We start from the raw sequence: 17,795 nt of genomic DNA, 5'->3' as shown, positions 1-17,795 counted from the left end.
AACCAATAATCGATATATTTGTCGTGTTGGTAAATAACGCCAATTATATTATCAATTTCATAATCTACTTTTAACACATAAAATTATGTTTGAGAAACTTTTTTTGCTTGTAAAAAATAACGCCGGAGAGGCCGTAATGAATAACCCTGCAATTGCCGAAAAACATCGTGAAGCCGTACTGAACGATGCCTCAAGCTCGATAATTGAAGTGTTAAAAGGCCAGGTTGAAGGTGGTAAACTGCGCGACCTGGTAAAGTACTTCCAATTCACCGGTATTTTTGAAAACCCGCTCATCACCAGCGCGGTTAATAAATTCGCCAATAAGCTGAATAACTTTTATGGTATAGATTCGAAAGACGCCATGGAAGTATCTAAAAAACTGATCCCGCCTGTAATGCAGGAAATGATTAAACAATCAAAAGGCGAGCAAAATAAAGAATTTGCCTTAAGCGCCATTATATCGAAACTTAACGGCAACATCGGCGACATCAGCTTGTTATTGAATCAACTGAAAATAGCTTAGTTAAGTTAATAGAGTTACAAAAGTTTAAAAGGTTGTAAGGGTGTATTCCTTGCAACCTTCTTTGTTACTACAACTTTATGAGCATCCCCACGCTGCTACCATTAAAGGTTACCGGGTTTTTTGCAAGGAAATTCCGAAGTTTATTGCCATTGCTTTTGTGCGTGCCGTACATAATGCTATCAAACAAAAGTAAAAACGCACCCTGCATAATTACCGACGAGCCATAGCCTTTAAGCTTATCATCATCTTTTATATTGCCACGATGATTCACGTAAACACCTGTTGCAACATAAGCCACATCCAATACGCCGTTGATCAGGAAGATCCGCTCTATTTTCTTTTGGGCTGTTAAACTTTCGGCCGCCGATAATTTGTCGCCTTTAGTTTTTTGCGCGCCGGTATAGCCCAAAATAGCTGCGCCAACATTAACCGCACCCCATATCGTATTCATCTGGTAAAAGTATTTGGTTGAGCCATTGGTAGTTGCCCAGCCCGTTGCCCCAACGGCTACGTTAGCTATGCCCCAGCTTCCCAGTACCTTCATGCCGCTGGTAGTTGTGGTGTAACGTTTTTGATTGTAGTACTGCAAGCTATCTTGCGCGAAGGCCGTGCAGCAGCAAAATAGAAGTAGGAGGGTAAGTGCTTTTTTCATTAGTTATGTTTTTTTACAAGTTATTTAAAGATACGCATGAGGGCGTAATAAAGTTGTAGCCCTACTCAACTTTAACGTTATTTCAATTTTATATATTTGCCACATGACTAAAGAGAACATCCAGGATTTAAGGGACAGAGTAACGTCCCTGAGGAGGCATCTTTGACATCGATACGAAACTCGATGCGATGCAAAAGGAGCAGGAGATAACCATAGGCCCTAATTTTTGGGACCATCCTAAAGAAGCCGAGAAAGTATTAGCTTCTATCAAAACAAAAAAAGTATGGACCGATGCCTTCCAAAAGGTTGTATCGGTAGTGGAGGATACAGGCGTACTGATGGAATTTTTCCAGGCAGGCGATGCTACCGAAGCGGAAATGAACGACCACTACAAGCAGGCAATAACTGTTGTGGAGGAGTTGGAGTTTAAGAATATGCTGAGTGCGGAAGAAGACCAGTTTAACGCCGTATTACAAATAACAGCGGGAGCAGGTGGTACGGAAAGTTGCGACTGGGCCGGTATGCTGATGCGCATGTACATTATGTGGGCCGAAAAAAACGGGCACAAGGTATCTGAGCAGGATTACCAGGAAGGCGATGTTGCCGGGGTAAAAACTGTTACCCTGCAAATAGAGGGCGAGTTTGCCTACGGTTACCTCAAGGGCGAAAACGGGGTACACCGTTTGGTGCGGATTTCGCCGTTCGATTCCAATGCCAAACGCCATACCTCGTTTGCTTCGGTATATGTTTACCCGCTGGTAGATGATACGATTGATATTGAGGTGAAGGATGCCGATATTGAATTTGAGACCTTCCGTGCCGGTGGTGCCGGTGGCCAGAATGTCAACAAGGTAGAAACCGCTGTGCGTTTATATCACAAACCATCGGGCATTATCATCAAAAACCAGGAGTCGCGCTCGCAATTACAGAATAAGGAGAATGCGATCCGGTTACTAAAGTCGCAATTGTATGAAGCAGAAATGCGCAAGCGCGCCGAAGCCTCAAGTGCGGTGGAAGGTAATAAAAAGAAGATAGAGTGGGGTTCGCAGATCCGTAACTATGTGCTGCACCCCTATAAGCTGGTAAAAGATTTGCGTACAGATCATGAAACCTCGAACGCTGCCGCTGTTTTAGATGGCGACCTGGACGAGTTCCTGAAATCTTACCTGATGGAATTTGGCGGGCCGAAGAGTTAGGGTAAAACTTGTGTTGTATTTATTGCATTATCTCTCATAAAACAGATCGGTTTCTATCGAGATATTTAACAATAATTATAGATTTTAAAACGATGCTGCAAACCACGGCATCGTTTTTTTATTAGGGAAATTGTACCTTGCTCAACCAATTGCAACCTTTTATGAAATTTATTTTATATACCCTTATCTTGATACTTGCTACTTCACTAACTTTTGCTCAGGAGAAACCCTTGCTGTTATATCCTGGTGGTGTGCCTAATTCAAAACCTACGCCTGCTACGTATAAAGAGCAAACCAACAGCACATTTTGGATCACCAAAGTTACCATACCAACGCTCACGCCTTATTTACCCGCCAAAGAGAATGCTAACGGGGCAGCTGTAGTTATTTGCCCGGGCGGCGGTTACAGTGGTTTAGCATCCGAACATGAGGGGTTTACCGTTGCCAAAGCATTTAATAAAATAGGGGTGGCAGCATTTGTTTTAAAATACCGCTTGCCCAGTGATAGTATTATGATTGATAAAACGATCGGCCCGCTACAGGATGCACAGCGCGCCATACAAATGGTGCGGCAGGATGCCGCGAAATGGGGCATCAACCCAAACAAAATAGGCATTATGGGCTTTTCGGCAGGTGGGCACTTAGCCAGTACCGAGGGTACGCATTTTGATAAAGTACTGATCGATAATAAAGCAAATATCAGCGTTCGGCCCGATTTTATAGTGCTGCTGTACCCGGTAGTAACCATGGGCGAAAAAACGCACCAGGGATCTAAAGAAGCACTCTTAGGCAAAAATCCATCACAGCAAATGATCGACTTGTATTCTAACGAGAAGCAAGTAACCGCCAACACCCCGCCAACCTTTATCGTACATGCCGAAGATGACACGGTAGTACCTGTAGAGAATAGCCTGCAACTCTATCAATCGTTATTAAATGCAAAAGTAAAAACCGAGATGCACCTTTTTCCGGAAGGGGGGCACGGTTTCGGTATGAAGAACGCTACCACCAAAGCACTTTGGTTTGATTGGATGGCAGCCTGGATGGATGCTAATGGTTGGTTAATGAAATAGAGGCTGTTTTCGATCCCCTTAGTTAGTCCCTAAAATCAACAACAGTTCGTTCAGTTCATCAACCTTTTCTGACGACCCCAGGTGTTCATAAGCGCTTATCAGGTTGCGTAAAACACGTTTAATGATATCTGCATTGGCGCAGGGTTCGTAAAACTGCTTATCGTACTTTAAGTTCAATTGCTTCAAAAACATATCCACATCCCGACGGCCAAAAATGAGGCCTTTGTTAAAAGCATTGATGTAAAACAGGATGCCACCTTCAAGCTCGGTTTCGCGGCTCTCGTCAAGGTAAGCTAAAATAAAATGTTGCGGCAGGTTTACCCCATACACCGGGATATCCAGCTTTTGGCAAATAATAGAATAAATAATGGCCAGCGAGATTTGGTTGCCGCGTTTAGTGTCCAGTACCTGGCTTAGGTAACTGTTCTGCGGGTCGCGGTGGTTGGTGGTATTGCCGGTAAAACCATGTATGGCATAAAACACGTGGTTCATCAGCTTAATCTGTTCAACCGGGCTGGCCTCGTTCATCATCTGCAGCCACAGGTCGCGTTTAATGGCTTCAATCTGGTTAATTACCTTTTGCTCGTCCAGATCCGGGTATTGGTAGCGGTTTATGATCAGGATGCCTTGCAGCAAGTCGAACGCACCACTTTGGTACCACAGCTGCAAATCGTTTTTTACGGTATCAAACTGGATCTCGTGCACCAGGTTGGGAATGCGTTCCTGAAGTACACTGTCAAAGGCCTGTTCATAGGCCGATTCCAAATATTGTATGGCCTCTGTGCCGTAAGAAAGCAACTTTTTATGCACATGCTCGTATACCTCTGTGTCTGTATCGTCTAAAAGGCGGATGAGGGAGTGTACTTCTGAGGGATTTATCATATCACTACAGCTAAAATACTAAAGGTTTATATATTTTTGCGTTCAATGTCTAAATTAACGTTCACTAAGGATTTTCTGTTTCATAGGTTCACGTCAAAAAACCGTCATGGTTTACATTCACCATTTATTTACCGTTTGGTAGACGAAGTTATATACGATAATAAACATTCGGATATTTACGATAAGGTAGAAGCGCAACGCGACCACTTGCTGATTGACGACCGCTTTATCTCCGTTACCGACCTCGGGGCAGGATCGCATGTAAACAACAACAGGCAGAAAAAAATAAGCGACATTACCATTAACGCGCTTAAGCCGCCCAAACTGGCTAAGCTGCTTTACCGGCTGGCTAAGTTCGCCAATCCTAAAAGTATCGTAGAACTGGGTACCTGCCTGGGCATCACCACTGTATACCTGCAGCATGCCGCACCAAACGCCAAAGTTTACACTTTAGAAGGTTGCCCGCAAATTGCCGGTGTTGCTACAGATGTTTTCAAAAGATCGGGGCTAACCAATATAGACTTAGTAGTGGGTAATTTTGATGATACCCTTGGCGGCGTTTTAGACAAGCACCAAAAGCTGGACTTTGTTTACATTGACGGTAACCATCAGCGCGACGCCACCCTTAAATACTTTGAATGGTGCCTGCCTAAGGTACATGAAGATACCATGCTGATCTTCGATGATATTTACTGGAGCGATGGCATGAAGGAGGCCTGGGAACAGATCAAATCCCACCCGCAGGTAATTGCCACTGTCGACTTGTTTTGGATAGGGTTGGTTTTCTTTAAACCCGGCCAGGCTAAGGAAGATTTTAAGATCAAATTTTAGGATAGATGTGCAGAATTCGGATGTGCAAATATGCAGATGAAATGGCCTGTTTTGTTCACGTGAACACTTATGAACACCGTGAACAAGCATGAACATCTGATATTCAGCTTATTGAATATTAGGGTACTGACATGGTAGTGTCAGCGGATATTAGTAAAAAAATATTTAAAACCCGTATCTGCACATCTGAAATCTGCACACCCGCACCGTTACAATCCCTAAAAATCTCTAAAAAGCCCTTATGCTGGCGACTGTTAGAGCTAAACTTAGTTTCTCTTTTTAGGACCAATTAAGATAATCCCGATAAGTAAAGTTGGAAGCCAAAATAGAAAAGAATATCTCAATACTTCATTAACTATGGGATTTAACGCAGGGCCACTGTAGGAATAAAAAATTCCAACAATAATAACCATTATAACGCTCAGGGTAGTTAGGATCAAACCAGCAAGAGTAATTTTATTCATCGGGGATTATGTAAATTATAAATAGGAAAGGCCGTATGTAATTAAATAATTGCCTTTTTGACGCAATTTTTTTAGTTAAAAATTTCATCCTTCTTAAAAACTACATTTATAAATCCTCAAAAGTTTATATTTATGGCTATCTCCAGTAACGGTACTATTAACAATTAGTTATCGCTTATACTAAAAAGCTTCTCCCAACCCGATATACACGCCGCTTTGCCTGCTTTCGCCGGGGCGTTTTTCGCCAACGCCGTAGTCTACACGGATGCTGAGGCCTTTTTCGGTATCGAAGAAGTAACGGAGGCCACCGCCATAGTTGGGTTTAAACTCGCTGAGATCAAACTTTTTGTTGAACACCTGCCCGGCGCCTAAAAAGCCTACGATGCCTATGCGGTCGGCCAGGCGGTAGCGAAGTTCGGTTTGCCCGGCCAGCAGGTTGCGGTCGCGGAAACGGCCGTTGTAGTAGCCCCGCATCATTTCATCACTCCCCAGTGCAGGCAGCAAATAAAACGGCGACTGGCTACCGGTCAGGCTTTGTTCCTGTATATCAACGGCCAGTACAAAGCGTTTGCTCACCCTAAAGTACTGGGCATATTCGGCATTGAACAGGCCGCCACTATAACCATTGTTACTGTTTACGCCCTTCATCAGGTTAAGGTAACTCGTAAAATGGATGCCTTTGGTGGTGTAAGTATTGTTGTTGCGGCTGTCAAAAACCAGGCTGGGGCCAATGTATAAAAAGGTACCGCCGTGGCGGCCTTCAATGGTTGGGTCGGTCGCGAAAATGCCGGTGGTGTTCTGGTCGTCAAAGCGATAATCGTATCCACCGCCAACCAATCCTACATAAATGTTGTTACCCAGTTTCTTTTCGGCGGTGGCGGTGACGCGTACGCGTTTCTGGCCCAGCCGGTCGGCATCGGCCTTGCGGGTATTGTTGCCTACGCCGTAAAAATCAAACGGAAAATTAATGTATCCAACGCTGCCCGTGTAGTGGTATTTGTTTTGCGGCGCCCAGTAGCTGCTACTTAAGTTAATGCGGCTCTGGCCCTTGGTGGTGATGGTCCCATAAGCAAATATGTTTGATACCCGGGTGTTACGGCTAACGGTATCGGTGTAAAACGAGTACAGGGCCGATCCGCCAATTTCAAGCCCCGTTTCGGGCGCGGTGCTCAATACCGGCAGCAAAACAAAGCTGGCTTTTTTGGTGCTATCCTTACTAAAATACATATCGTATAAAAACTTCGGCAGTATTTTACGCTGTGCAAAGGTGGGCAGGGACAAGGCAGATATAAGGGCGAAGAGGCAAAGTTTTTTCATAAGACTATGGATCGTCAAAGGTATATTTTAAGTATTTGTTTACCGAATTTGGATTTTAAAATTCGGATGTGCGCAAAATCCCTACTTTTGCACCTCAATACAACAACACTATGAGCACAGAAAGAGGCCCTATATCTCAGTTCATTGAGAAAAATTACCTGCACTTTAACGCGGCAGCGCTACTGGATGCGGCAAAAGGTTATGAGACCCACCTTACAGAAGGCGGCAAAATGATGGTTACCCTTGCAGGTGCCATGAGCACTGCCGAACTGGGCATTTCGCTGGCCGAGATGATTCGCCAGGATAAGATAGATATCATATCATGTACCGGCGCCAATCTGGAAGAGGATATCATGAACCTGGTAGCGCACTCGCACTACAAACGCGTACCCAATTACCGCGACCTGAGCCCGCAAGAGGAGTGGGACCTGTTAGAGAACCACTATAACCGCGTTACCGATACCTGCATCCCCGAAGAGGAGGCCTTTCGCCGCCTGCAAAAGCATATCCACAAGATCTGGAAGGATGCCGAGGATAGCGGCGAGCGTTATTTCCCGCACGAGTACATGTACAAGATCTTACTAAGCGGCGAGCTGGAGCAATACTATGAGATAGACCCTAAAAACTCATGGATGTTAGCGGCTGCCGAAAAGAACCTGCCTATCGTAGTTCCGGGATGGGAAGATTCAACCATGGGTAACATCTTTGCATCATACGTGATCAAGGGCGAGCTAAAAGCATCGACCATGAAGAGCGGTATCGAGTATATGACCTGGCTGGCCGATTGGTACCCTAAAAATTCGGGTGGTAAGGGCGTGGGCTTTTTCCAGATAGGCGGCGGTATTGCCGGCGATTTCCCCATATGTGTGGTACCGATGCTTTATCAGGATATGGAAATGACCGAAATCCCTTTCTGGAGCTATTTCTGCCAGATCTCCGACTCTACCACTTCATACGGTTCGTACTCGGGTGCCGTGCCAAATGAAAAGATCACTTGGGGTAAACTGGATATCCACACGCCCAAATTCATTGTAGAGAGTGATGCTACCATTGTGGTGCCATTGATATTTGCCTGGATATTAAAACAATAATTCAATTTTAAAAGTATCTTATTATTAATTGATTTTAAGATACCGGATAGATTCTTAAAAAAAGCCCTTTATAGCTAAATAAAGGGCTTTTCGCAATAATTTAGAACGATTATAAATTAGATATTGCTGTCATTAAATTGTCAGTGATACTGTAATAAATTATACTTTTGTAGCTGTAAAAGTGGCAAAATCGTAACTCTACAGGTCAGTTTCACACACATATAATATAATTATTTAGCATAAATACCTTTTATGAGAAATATCTCATTAATTTTTAAACAGTTAACAAGATCGATTTTACTGGTGGCCGGTTTGGCTGTTTGTGGCTTAAATGCCCACGCGCAGGCAGATGCAGCTAAAGGTGAAGCGATATTCAAGGCTAAGTGTACAGCATGTCACAAAATAGATGTGCGGATGACAGGCCCCGCTTTAGGCCCGCAACTTGAACAGGAAACCGATGATGCCTATCTGACCAAATGGATCCAGAACAATCAGGCCCTGATCGCTGCGAAAAACCCTAAGGCGATCAAAATCTTTAACGAGTACAACCAGTCAAACATGACTGTGTTTAGCGAGTTGAGCGATGCTGATGTAGGTAACATTATTACGTACGTACGCGCCGACTACAAAAAAACACAGGCTGCGAAGGCTGCTGCCCCTGCGGGTGGAGCTGCCGGTGCTGCTGCAGAAAGTGGCCCACCAAGCAACATGGTAATCTTCGGTTTGATCGGTGTGATCGTAATCGCCTTCATCGTTATACTGGTTTTAAACAAAGTAATTGCAACGCTTGAGCGTTTATTACTGCGCAGCAAGGGTTTGCTGATCGAAGAAGAAGAAGTAACCGAAGGCGAAGAAAAGACGCCGGTTGATCGTTTAGCGGGTGTTAAAAAAGCGCTCAAAAACAAAAAACTGGTATTTTTTATCATCGTATGTGGTACGGTAGCCATGGGTAGCTGGAGCTGGGTTACCATGTGGAACACCAACGTGCACCAAGGTTACCAACCGGTACAGCCTATCAAATATTCGCATAAGCTGCACGCAGGTGTAATGAAAATGGAGTGCCAGTACTGCCACGCCGGTGCGTACAAATCAAAGATCGCTTCTATCCCTTCGTTAAATGTTTGTATGAATTGCCACAGATCGGTTAAAACCGAATCTCCGGAGATTCATAAAATTTACGATGCTTTGGGTTACGACCCGGCTACAGCCAAATATGATAGTACTAAGGCTAAGCCTATCCAATGGGTACGTATTCACAACCTGCCCGATCTGGCTTACTTTAACCACTCACAGCACGTAAAGGTGGGTAACATTAAATGCCAGACATGCCACGGCCAGGTACAAACCATGCAAGAGGTTTACCAGTACTCGCCACTGACAATGAAATGGTGTATACAGTGCCACAAACGTACCGAGGTTAACTTTAAAGGTAACGCTTACTACGACAATATGATACAGGTACACGAACGCCTTAAGAAAGGTGAGAAAGTTACCGCAGCATTATTAGGTGGTATTGAGTGTGCCAAGTGCCACTATTAATAGAATATTAGACAAAGTACATTACAGTTTATAGAACTTAAATGGATAGCAATAAAAAATACTGGAAAGGTTTAGAAGAGCTGAACAAAACGCCAGAATTTGTTGAGAAGAATAAACACGAATTTGCGGAGCCGATCCCTATTGAAGAGATTTTAAGCGGAGGTGGGTTGTCGTCAAAAACCCCTCGTCGTGATTTCTTGAAGGCATTGGGCTTTGGTGTGGGTGCAGTTACTTTAGCAGCTTGCCAAAAGGTACCGGTACACAAATCAATCCCTTACCTGATCAAGCCCGAAGAGGTAACAATTGGTGTAGCCAATTATTACTCGTCAACTTTTGAAGGTAGCGCCATATTGGTTAAAACCCGCGACGGCCGCCCTATTAAGGTAGAAGGTAACCCGAACGATCTTTTATCTAAAGGTGGTTTAAGTGCTTCAGCCCAGGCATCAGTGTTGGACCTGTATGACAACAGCCGTGTTAAAGACCCTAAGCAAAATGGATCTGATACGGGATGGGAGCAAATAGATCAATTTGTGAAAAGCCAGCTGGCATCAGTTGCTGCGGCAGGTAAAAAAATCCGCATCATCACATCAACCGTACACAGCCCGTCTACACAGGCCGTTATTGCTGATTTTATTACGAAATATCCTACTGCGAAACATACTAATTATGACGCAGTATCTTATACAGGTATCATACAGGCTAACCAAAACAGCTTTGGTAAAGCGGTATTGCCTCATTACAATTTTGACAAAGCCGACATTATTGTAAGCTTTGGTGCCGATTTCCTGGGTACGTGGATCTCTGGCGAGGAGTTTACCCGCCAGTACGTTTCTAACCGTAACAACAAATCGTTAGAGGCTAAGAAAATGTCGCGCCACATTCAGTTTGAAAGTGGAATGAGCCTGACAGGTACCAACGCCGATGTGCGTATGCCGATCAAACCATCTGAAGAAGGTGTGGCATTGGTTAACTTATACAACGCTATATCGGGCACAACCTTACCGGGTTCAAAAAAATTGGCTAATGCTAATACCGATAAGGCGATTGTTTTAGTAGCTAAGGAATTAGTTGCTGCCAAAGGCAAAGCTTTAGTGGTAGCAGGCTCAAATGATGTAGCCACACAGATATTGGTTAATGCTATCAACTCTTTGTTAGGTAGCTACGGTACTACTATCGATCTGGATAACCCGTCACGCCAATACGCCGGTAATGACGCTGAGCTGGTTGAGTTCATCAACGAGGCTAAACGCGGCGAGGTAGGTGCAGTATTCTTTATAGATGCTAACCCTGCTTATGACTACTACATGGCGAATGATGTTAAGGAAGCCCTTAAAAAAGTGAGCCTTAAAGTTACGTTTGCTGATCACGTGGATGAAACCGCTGCCTTGTGTAATATCGTAGCCCCTAACCATCATTATTTAGAATCATGGGGTGATGACAGTGCCATTGAAGGTTACTACACGGTGATGCAACCTACTATTAACCCGGTTTACAATACGCGCCAGGCCGAAACCAGTCTATTGATCTGGTCAGATAACGCGGTTAAAGATTATTATACTTACGTTAGAAATAACTGGAACACCAATTTATTAGCTAAAGGCGGTTTAACCGGCCAGGCTGGTTGGGAAACCTTGTTGCAAACAGGTTTTGTAAAAGTTGCCGACGTTGCAGCAGGTACTTATACCTTTAATAAAGATCTTAACGCTGTTGCGCAAACCGTACTGAACAACAGTGCTAAATTAGCTGATGGTGGCAAGGTAGAGCTTCAGATGTACCAATCGGTAGCGATGCGCGATGGTAAACGGGCAAACAACCCCTGGTTGCAGGAATTACCTGATCCGGTATCTAAAGTTACCTGGGATAACTTTGCAGCTATGGCCCCGGCCGACATCAAAAAGATGGGCTTAGACGAGTTTGAAGTAGTTATAGTTGAGGCGAACGGGCATAAATTATCGTTACCTGTATTATCACAACCAGGCCAGGCGCCGGGTACAGTTTCTGTGGCAGTGGGTTACGGCCGTACAGCAGCAGGCCTTGTTGGTAATAATGTTGGTAAAAATGCTTACCCTTTCCACAGTTTCCGCAACGGTACGTTCCAAACTACCGCTTCGGCAACAGTTAAAGCAACAGGCGATATTTTCCCGTTATCACAAACACAAACACACCACTCTTATGAAGGCCGTACGGTTATCCGCGAGGCGTCATTCAAGGAATATGTAAAAAACCCGTCGGTAAACAGCGGTAAAGAAGGCGAACACCAGACATTCAGTTTATGGGATGAATATGAACGCCCTGCCTACAACTGGAAAATGGCTATCGACCTGAATGCCTGTACAGGTTGCGGCGCTTGCGTTGTAGCATGTAGTGCAGAAAACAATATTCCTGTTGTTGGTAAGGAAGAGGTTGGCCGCCGCCGCGAAATGCACTGGATCCGTATTGACCGTTACTACAGCTTTAACCAAAATGGCGAAGCTAAGGTTGACGGCAGATCTGGCAAGGTAACGCAGGAAAAGGAAATTGATAAACTGGAGAACTTCGATAACGTATCTGTAGTACACCAGCCAATGCTTTGCCAGCACTGTGACCACGCACCTTGTGAAACAGTTTGCCCGGTATTAGCTACCGTACACTCGTCAGAAGGTTTAAACCAGATGGCTTATAACCGTTGTGTAGGAACTCGTTACTGTGCAAATAACTGCCCGTATAAAGTGCGCCGTTTCAACTGGTTTAACTACTGGAACGATTCACGCTTTGATAACTACCTGAACAACGAGCACACCCAATTAGTACTAAACCCTGACGTTACCACACGTTTCCGTGGTGTGATGGAAAAATGCTCGATGTGTGTTCAACGTATCCAGGCAGGTAAATTGAAGGCTAAAATTGAAAAACGCCCGCTTGCAGATGGCGAATTTAAGGTTGCGTGCCAGCAAACATGCTCTGCAAACGCTATCGTTTTTGGTAACGCCAACGATCCTAACTCTGAAATTTCAAAAGCTTTAAAGAGCGAAAGAACATATTACGTATTAGAAGAACTAAACGTACAGCCGGGTATTGGTTACCAGGTTAAGGTTAGGAATACATCATCTGAATTACAGGCTTAATTATTACAAAGAGATTTAAATATATATGGCATCTCACAGTGAATCAATAATCAGGGAACCGTTAATAACCGGCAAGGACATTACCTATGCCAAAATTACTAACGATGTGTTAAACCCTGTAGAAAACATGCCTAACAAAGCATGGTGGATCGGTTTTACCGTTGCCTCCCTGGGGTCTTTGTTATGGGTTGTATCTATCAGCTATACCTTTTGGTTCGGCTTGGGTGCATGGGGCTTAAATAAAACAGTAGGCTGGGCCTGGGATATCACCGGTTTCGTATGGTGGGTAGGTATCGGCCACGCCGGTACGCTTATCTCGGCGGTGTTACTGATCTTCCGTCAAAACTGGCGTAACTCCATTAACCGGTCGGCCGAGGCGATGACCATCTTCGCGGTAATTTGTGCCGCTACATACATCGTAGCGCACATGGGCCGCCCTTGGTTAGCTTATTTTACGTTACCGCTTCCAAACCAATATGCTTTATGGGTTAACTGGAACTCGGCATTGATGATGGACGTGTTTGCGATCTCTACCTATTTCTCGGTATCACTGGTATTCTGGTACACAGGTTTATTGCCTGATATTGCCTCTATCCGTGACCGTGCTACAGGTTTGCGTCGCCGTATTTATTCGGTATTATCTTTCGGATGGACCGGCTCGGTAAAAACCTGGCAGCGTTTCGAAACCGTATCATTGATATTAGCGGGTATATCTACACCACTGGTACTTTCGGTACACACCATTGTATCTTTTGACTTTGCTACATCGTTAGAGCCGGGATGGCATACTACCATCTTCCCTCCATACTTCGTTGCGGGTGCTATCTTCTCGGGTTTTGCCATGGTGCAAACACTGTTGCTGGTAACACGTAAAGTTTTGGGGTTAGAGAACTACATTACCATGTTCCACATTGAATCAATGAACAAGATCATCTTGTTAACAGGTTCTATTGTGGGTGTGGCTTACATAACCGAGTTCTTTATCGCTTGGTACTCTGGCGTTGAGTATGAGCAGTACGCTTTCATCAACAGGGCAACCGGCCCCTACTGGTGGGCTTACTGGAGTATGATGAGCTGTAACGTGATCTCTCCGCAGTTATTCTGGTCAAAGTATTTACGTACCAATATCAAGTTCTCGTGGTTCCTGTCGATCATTGTAAACATCGGTATGTGGTTTGAGCGTTTCGTAATTATCGTAACCTCTTTACACCGCGATTATATCCCTTCGAGCTGGGCCATGTTCTACCCAACCTGGGTTGATGTAAGTGTGTTCATCGGGTCGATTGGTTTGTTCTTCACCATGTTCCTGTTATTCATCAGGGTATTACCTGCAGTGGCTATGGCCGAGGTGAAACTGTTGCTGAAAACTTCAAGTGAGCAGGCTAAGAAGAAACTAATAGACAGCGGTACACTGAAGGAAGCTGAAGTGGAGTATTACAAAGAATCATTAGTTAAGTACGACAGCGTTGACATGGCTGATTACGAAAAATAGAAATGAGCAAGACAAAATTTATATTAGGCCTCTTTGACGATCCGGATGATATGATGCACGGGATCGAAAAACTACAGAAAAATAGCATCCCTATTTATGATGTATATAGCCCGATGCCTATTCACGGTATCGAGGATAAACTGGGCGTTAAAGAATCGAGATTGGGTTACGCTGCATTTTGCTTTGGCTGCTTGGGCGCCTGTGTAATTTTCAGTATCGTTTATTACACCCTTGTACATGATTGGCCGATGAACATTGGTGGTAAACCAAATTTCGCTATGCCCAACTTTGTACCGTTTACATTTGAGTGGACCATCCTGTTTACCGCGTTTGGTATGACATTTACCTTTTTTGCTGCAACGCACCTTTTTCCGGGCCGTGCCCCGCGTGTAATGGACCTGCGTGCAACAGATGATCGTTTTGTTATAGCCGTTGATGCTAAAGGAAACATCCCTCATGATGATATCACCAATTTGTTAAAAGAAGCAGGAGCTGTAGAAGTAAAGCATAACGACAGAAAATATGTTAGCTATGAATAAATTTAGAATATTGGGCACAACGGCAATCGCTATCGCTGCATCGGTTATTATAACCTCATGCAAAGATAAACGCAGCACCGGTTGGGAATACGCTCCCAATATGTACGAACATATCGCATACGAACCGGACCAGGCTAATGCCAACTTTAAAGATGGCAAAACCGCTCAGGTGCCACCGGCGGGTACTATACCTGTAGGCTTTAAACGTTTTGATTACCCTAACAATAAAGACGGGTACGAGAAAGCAAGTTTAGAAGTGAAGAACCTGCTGGCCAACAACCAAAAGAACTTTGCCGAGGGTAAAGCTTTATTTGTAACCTTTTGCTCGCCGTGCCATGGTATGACGGGCCAGGGTGATGGTTTAGTGGTGCAGCACGGCTATCCGCCGCCGCCATCTTATTCAAAGGGCCAGTCGTCTCGTGGTGGTGCGATGAAAGATCTTACAGACGGGAAAATTTACCATACTATAACTTATGGTGTTAACGCCATGGGCTCATACGCATCTCAGGTTGCGCCTGACGAGCGTTGGAAAATAGTTATGTATGTACACCATTTACAGAATTTATAAGATTATTTTTAATGAAGACTCATAATAATTTTGAAGAAAGATTTGAATTTGCAGGAACAGCCAAAACGCTTAGTTTGGTTGCCATTGTAATAGGTGTTGTTGCTATCGCTTTAGGATTTGTTTTCGGCGGCGAGCACGTACAGCGTACCTATAGCAACTTGCTGCTGATGTCATACTACTTTGTATGTGTTTGTATTGCGGGTGTATTTTTCTGCGCTTACCAATACGTGGCGCAGGCGGCATGGTCTGCCTCGTTTATCCGCATACCACAGGCCTTTGCAAAGGTTTTGCCTTATGCAAGTATTATATTATTGCTTGTTGTTACTGCAGGTTTATTGCAAACACACGAAGTGCTTGAAGAGAATGGAAAGAAGGAAATGGTGCCTTATCTTTACGCGCACTGGGCTGCGCATGGCATCACTACACCGGGTAGCGAAAACTACGATGCAACCATTGCAGGTAAATCAGCTTTCCTAAACATCCCTTTCTTTTACAGCTTTTTAGTGATTGTATTAGGCGCTTATAGCTACTTTGGCCGTGCGCTGGCAAACGCTTCTGAGAATGAAGATGAAATTGGCGGCATGAGCAACTACAACAAGAGCTTTAAGTTATCAGCTATATTTTTAACCATATTCGGGTTCACCTTCCCCATCTTCGCGTTCGGTACCATCATGTCTTTAGAGGCACACTGGTTCTCAACTATGTTTGGTTGGTACAACTTGGCGGCTATGCACGTAAGTGGTTTGGCTATTATCGCATTGACACTGATCCTACTGATGAAAAAGGGTTATTTCTCATGGGTTACAGAAAATCACCTGCATGATTTGGGTAAGCTCATCTTTGGCTTCTCTATCTTCTGGACATATGTTTGGTTTTCACAGTTCTTCTTAACCTGGTATGCCAACATGCCCGAGGAGTCGGTGTATTTCTACAAACGCTGGGAGCCTGAATATAAATGGTTGTTTTGGTTTAACATCGTTATCAACTTTGTTGCTCCATTGTTACTGTTAATGTCTCGCGATGCTAAACGATTGATCAACCGCATGATGTGGGTTTGTATCATATTGATAGCCGGCCACTGGTTAGATTATTACCTGATGATTATGCCGGGTACAGTTGAAAGCCACAGAGGTTTCGCTGTAGAAGAGATAGGCATATTTTTAGGCTTCGCCGGATTATTCACCTTTCTGATGTTAACGCAGCTTAGCAAGGTGAGTTCGCTGGTGCCAAAAAAACATCCGTTCCTGGACGAGAGCCTGCATCATCACATATAATAATTGTTAAATTTGCAACGGAATACAGCATTCAAATAACCAATAAAATGGGATTCAAATTTCTAATAAGTTCTAAAAAAATGCTTTCGGCTTTAGCGGTGTTTATGCTTTTGGGCACAAGCATGGCAATTGCGCAGGCAACTGCAGATGGCGGCGCAGCCGCGACCGATGCTGTTAAAGATAATGGCATGGCCACCGCCGGATATTATACGTTATTGTTTTTGATCGTATGTTTTGTGGTGGGAATAGTAGGTAAAATACTTAGGGTGTTTGACCTTACCCAACAAATACAGGGCAAAAAAGCAATCAACTGGAACAACGTAATGGGCGTGGTATGTATCATATTCCTGGTAGCCGGTATGTACGGCGCCTATTGGGAATATACCGTACAGGGCAGCATGATATTGCCGGCAGCGGCTTCATTGCACGGTGTTAAAATTGATACCATGTTCTGGACAACTACCGTGTTAACCACAATCGTATTTGTTATTACACAGGTGTTACTGTTCACGTTCTTATTCAAGTACCGCTACTCTGCCAAACGTCGCGGGCACTTTCTTCCTCATAATAATACTATAGAGAAAGTTTGGACCATCGCACCGGCTATCGTTTTGACTATACTGGTGATCTTTGGTTTCTTTACCTGGCAGGAAATAACTACATCTGTCGATGCTAAAGGCGAGCCTGCTTCTATCAATATTGATGTAACCGGCCACCAATTTGCTTGGGAGCTGCGTTATGAAGGTAAAGACGGTAAGTTAGGTAACACCAACTATAAACTGGTTAGTGGTATCAACAAATTGGGTATCAATTATAAAGACCCAAAGAGCTTTGATGATTTGCAGGCAGATACTATGGTTATACCAGTACGTAAATCAATCCGGTTGAATATCCACGCGCAGGACGTTATACATAGTGTTTATATGCCACACTTCCGTGTGCAGTTGAACGCTGTGCCGGGCTTGCCTACCTACTTTAAATTTACGCCTACAATAACCACCTCAGAGATGAGGACTAAACTGGATAACCCTACATTTGAGTACTTGCTTTATTGCAATAAAATTTGTGGCGGAGCCCACTATAACATGAAAAAGGTTGTGCGTGTGGTTTCGGAAGCCGAATATCAAGCGTGGTTAGCACAACAAAAACCTTACCTGACAGATAAATTAAAACAGGATCTGAAGTTTGCTGATCAAAAATCGGCAGTATCACAAAACAACAGGTTAGCGTTAAACAATTAATTCAAAAAG

At 44.1% G+C, this 17,795-nt stretch carries 15 protein-coding genes; 12 read left to right on the top strand and 3 right to left on the bottom strand.

All coding sequences use genetic code 11. The annotated features are described in order from the left end of the window. Positions 1-85 precede the first annotated feature (85 nt). Entirely contained in the window at positions 86-523 is a 438-nt protein-coding gene (locus IDJ76_RS06950) for a hypothetical protein (protein WP_191162120.1), read from the top strand. Positions 524-590: 67 nt separating this feature from the next. On the opposite strand, the gene IDJ76_RS06945 is transcribed toward IDJ76_RS06950, so the two are convergent. Then, entirely contained in the window at positions 591-1,175 is a 585-nt protein-coding gene (locus tag IDJ76_RS06945) for a DUF6992 family protein (RefSeq protein WP_191162118.1), read from the bottom strand. A 103-nt stretch (positions 1,176-1,278) separates the two neighbouring features. Here IDJ76_RS06945 and prfB point away from each other — a divergent pair. Beyond that, positions 1,279-2,371, top strand: a protein-coding gene (gene prfB / locus IDJ76_RS06940; RefSeq protein WP_191162116.1) for a peptide chain release factor 2 whose coding sequence is annotated in 2 segments (ribosomal slippage) — positions 1,279-1,338 and positions 1,340-2,371 — 1,092 coding nt in all. Because the reading frame shifts where the segments join, the coding sequence is not laid out codon by codon here. 161 nt (positions 2,372-2,532) lie between these two features. Then, entirely contained in the window at positions 2,533-3,444 is a 912-nt protein-coding gene (locus IDJ76_RS06935) for an alpha/beta hydrolase (RefSeq protein WP_191162114.1), read from the top strand. An 18-nt stretch (positions 3,445-3,462) separates the two neighbouring features. Here IDJ76_RS06935 and IDJ76_RS06930 read toward each other — a convergent pair whose 3' ends face one another. Next, the gene (locus tag IDJ76_RS06930; RefSeq protein ID WP_191162112.1) at positions 3,463-4,326 is read right to left on the bottom strand and encodes a transglutaminase-like domain-containing protein; all 864 of its coding nucleotides are present in this window, start codon (positions 4,324-4,326) and stop codon (positions 3,463-3,465) included. 45 nt (positions 4,327-4,371) lie between these two features. Here IDJ76_RS06930 and IDJ76_RS06925 point away from each other — a divergent pair, with 45 nt between their 5' ends. After that, positions 4,372-5,157, top strand: a complete 786-nt coding sequence (locus tag IDJ76_RS06925) for an O-methyltransferase (RefSeq protein ID WP_191162110.1) — start codon at positions 4,372-4,374, stop codon at positions 5,155-5,157. A gap of 644 nt (positions 5,158-5,801) precedes the next feature. Here the strand turns inward: IDJ76_RS06925 and IDJ76_RS06920 are convergent. Then, on the bottom strand, positions 5,802-6,938 hold the full coding sequence (locus IDJ76_RS06920) for a BamA/TamA family outer membrane protein (protein ID WP_191162108.1): 1,137 nt from the start codon (positions 6,936-6,938) through the stop codon (positions 5,802-5,804). Between the two features lie 110 nt (positions 6,939-7,048). On the opposite strand from IDJ76_RS06920, the gene IDJ76_RS06915 reads away from it, so the two are divergent. The 8 genes from IDJ76_RS06915 to IDJ76_RS06880 all read left to right on the top strand — a co-directional run bounded on the left by IDJ76_RS06915 (position 7,049) and on the right by IDJ76_RS06880 (position 17,786). Next, positions 7,049-8,029: a deoxyhypusine synthase family protein gene (locus IDJ76_RS06915; protein WP_191162105.1), complete on the top strand. Its 981-nt coding sequence runs from the start codon at positions 7,049-7,051 to the stop codon at positions 8,027-8,029. 252 nt (positions 8,030-8,281) lie between these two features. Beyond that, complete coding sequence (locus IDJ76_RS06910) at positions 8,282-9,568, top strand: cytochrome c3 family protein (RefSeq protein WP_191162103.1); 1,287 nt, start codon at positions 8,282-8,284, stop codon at positions 9,566-9,568. Positions 9,569-9,609: 41 nt separating this feature from the next. Then, positions 9,610-12,672 carry a TAT-variant-translocated molybdopterin oxidoreductase gene (locus IDJ76_RS06905; protein WP_191162101.1) on the top strand — a complete coding sequence of 1,021 codons (3,063 nt, stop codon included), beginning with the start codon at positions 9,610-9,612 and terminating at the stop codon, positions 12,670-12,672. Between the two features lie 25 nt (positions 12,673-12,697). Beyond that, a complete protein-coding gene (gene nrfD, locus IDJ76_RS06900; protein ID WP_191162099.1) occupies positions 12,698-14,164 on the top strand; it encodes an NrfD/PsrC family molybdoenzyme membrane anchor subunit in 1,467 nt (488 codons plus the stop codon). A gap of 2 nt (positions 14,165-14,166) precedes the next feature. Next, positions 14,167-14,703: a DUF3341 domain-containing protein gene (locus tag IDJ76_RS06895; RefSeq protein WP_191162097.1), complete on the top strand. Its 537-nt coding sequence runs from the start codon at positions 14,167-14,169 to the stop codon at positions 14,701-14,703. After that, positions 14,687-15,271 (top strand): c-type cytochrome, encoded by a 585-nt coding sequence (locus tag IDJ76_RS06890; RefSeq protein ID WP_191162095.1) that lies wholly within the window; start codon positions 14,687-14,689, stop codon positions 15,269-15,271. Before IDJ76_RS06895 ends, IDJ76_RS06890 begins: the two co-directional genes overlap by 17 nt. 11 nt (positions 15,272-15,282) lie before the next feature. After that, positions 15,283-16,545, top strand: a complete 1,263-nt coding sequence (locus IDJ76_RS06885; protein WP_191162093.1) for a quinol:cytochrome C oxidoreductase — start codon at positions 15,283-15,285, stop codon at positions 16,543-16,545. Positions 16,546-16,592: 47 nt separating this feature from the next. Continuing rightward, positions 16,593-17,786: a cytochrome c oxidase subunit II gene (locus tag IDJ76_RS06880; RefSeq protein WP_191162091.1), complete on the top strand. Its 1,194-nt coding sequence runs from the start codon at positions 16,593-16,595 to the stop codon at positions 17,784-17,786. The last annotated feature ends 9 nt before the right edge of the window (positions 17,787-17,795 follow it).

The organism is Mucilaginibacter glaciei (assembly GCF_014773245.1).
Classification (GTDB): Bacteria; Bacteroidota; Bacteroidia; order Sphingobacteriales; family Sphingobacteriaceae; genus Mucilaginibacter; species Mucilaginibacter glaciei.
Note: the sequence above shows the minus strand (reverse complement) of the source record. Positions and strands in the feature narration are given on the sequence as shown.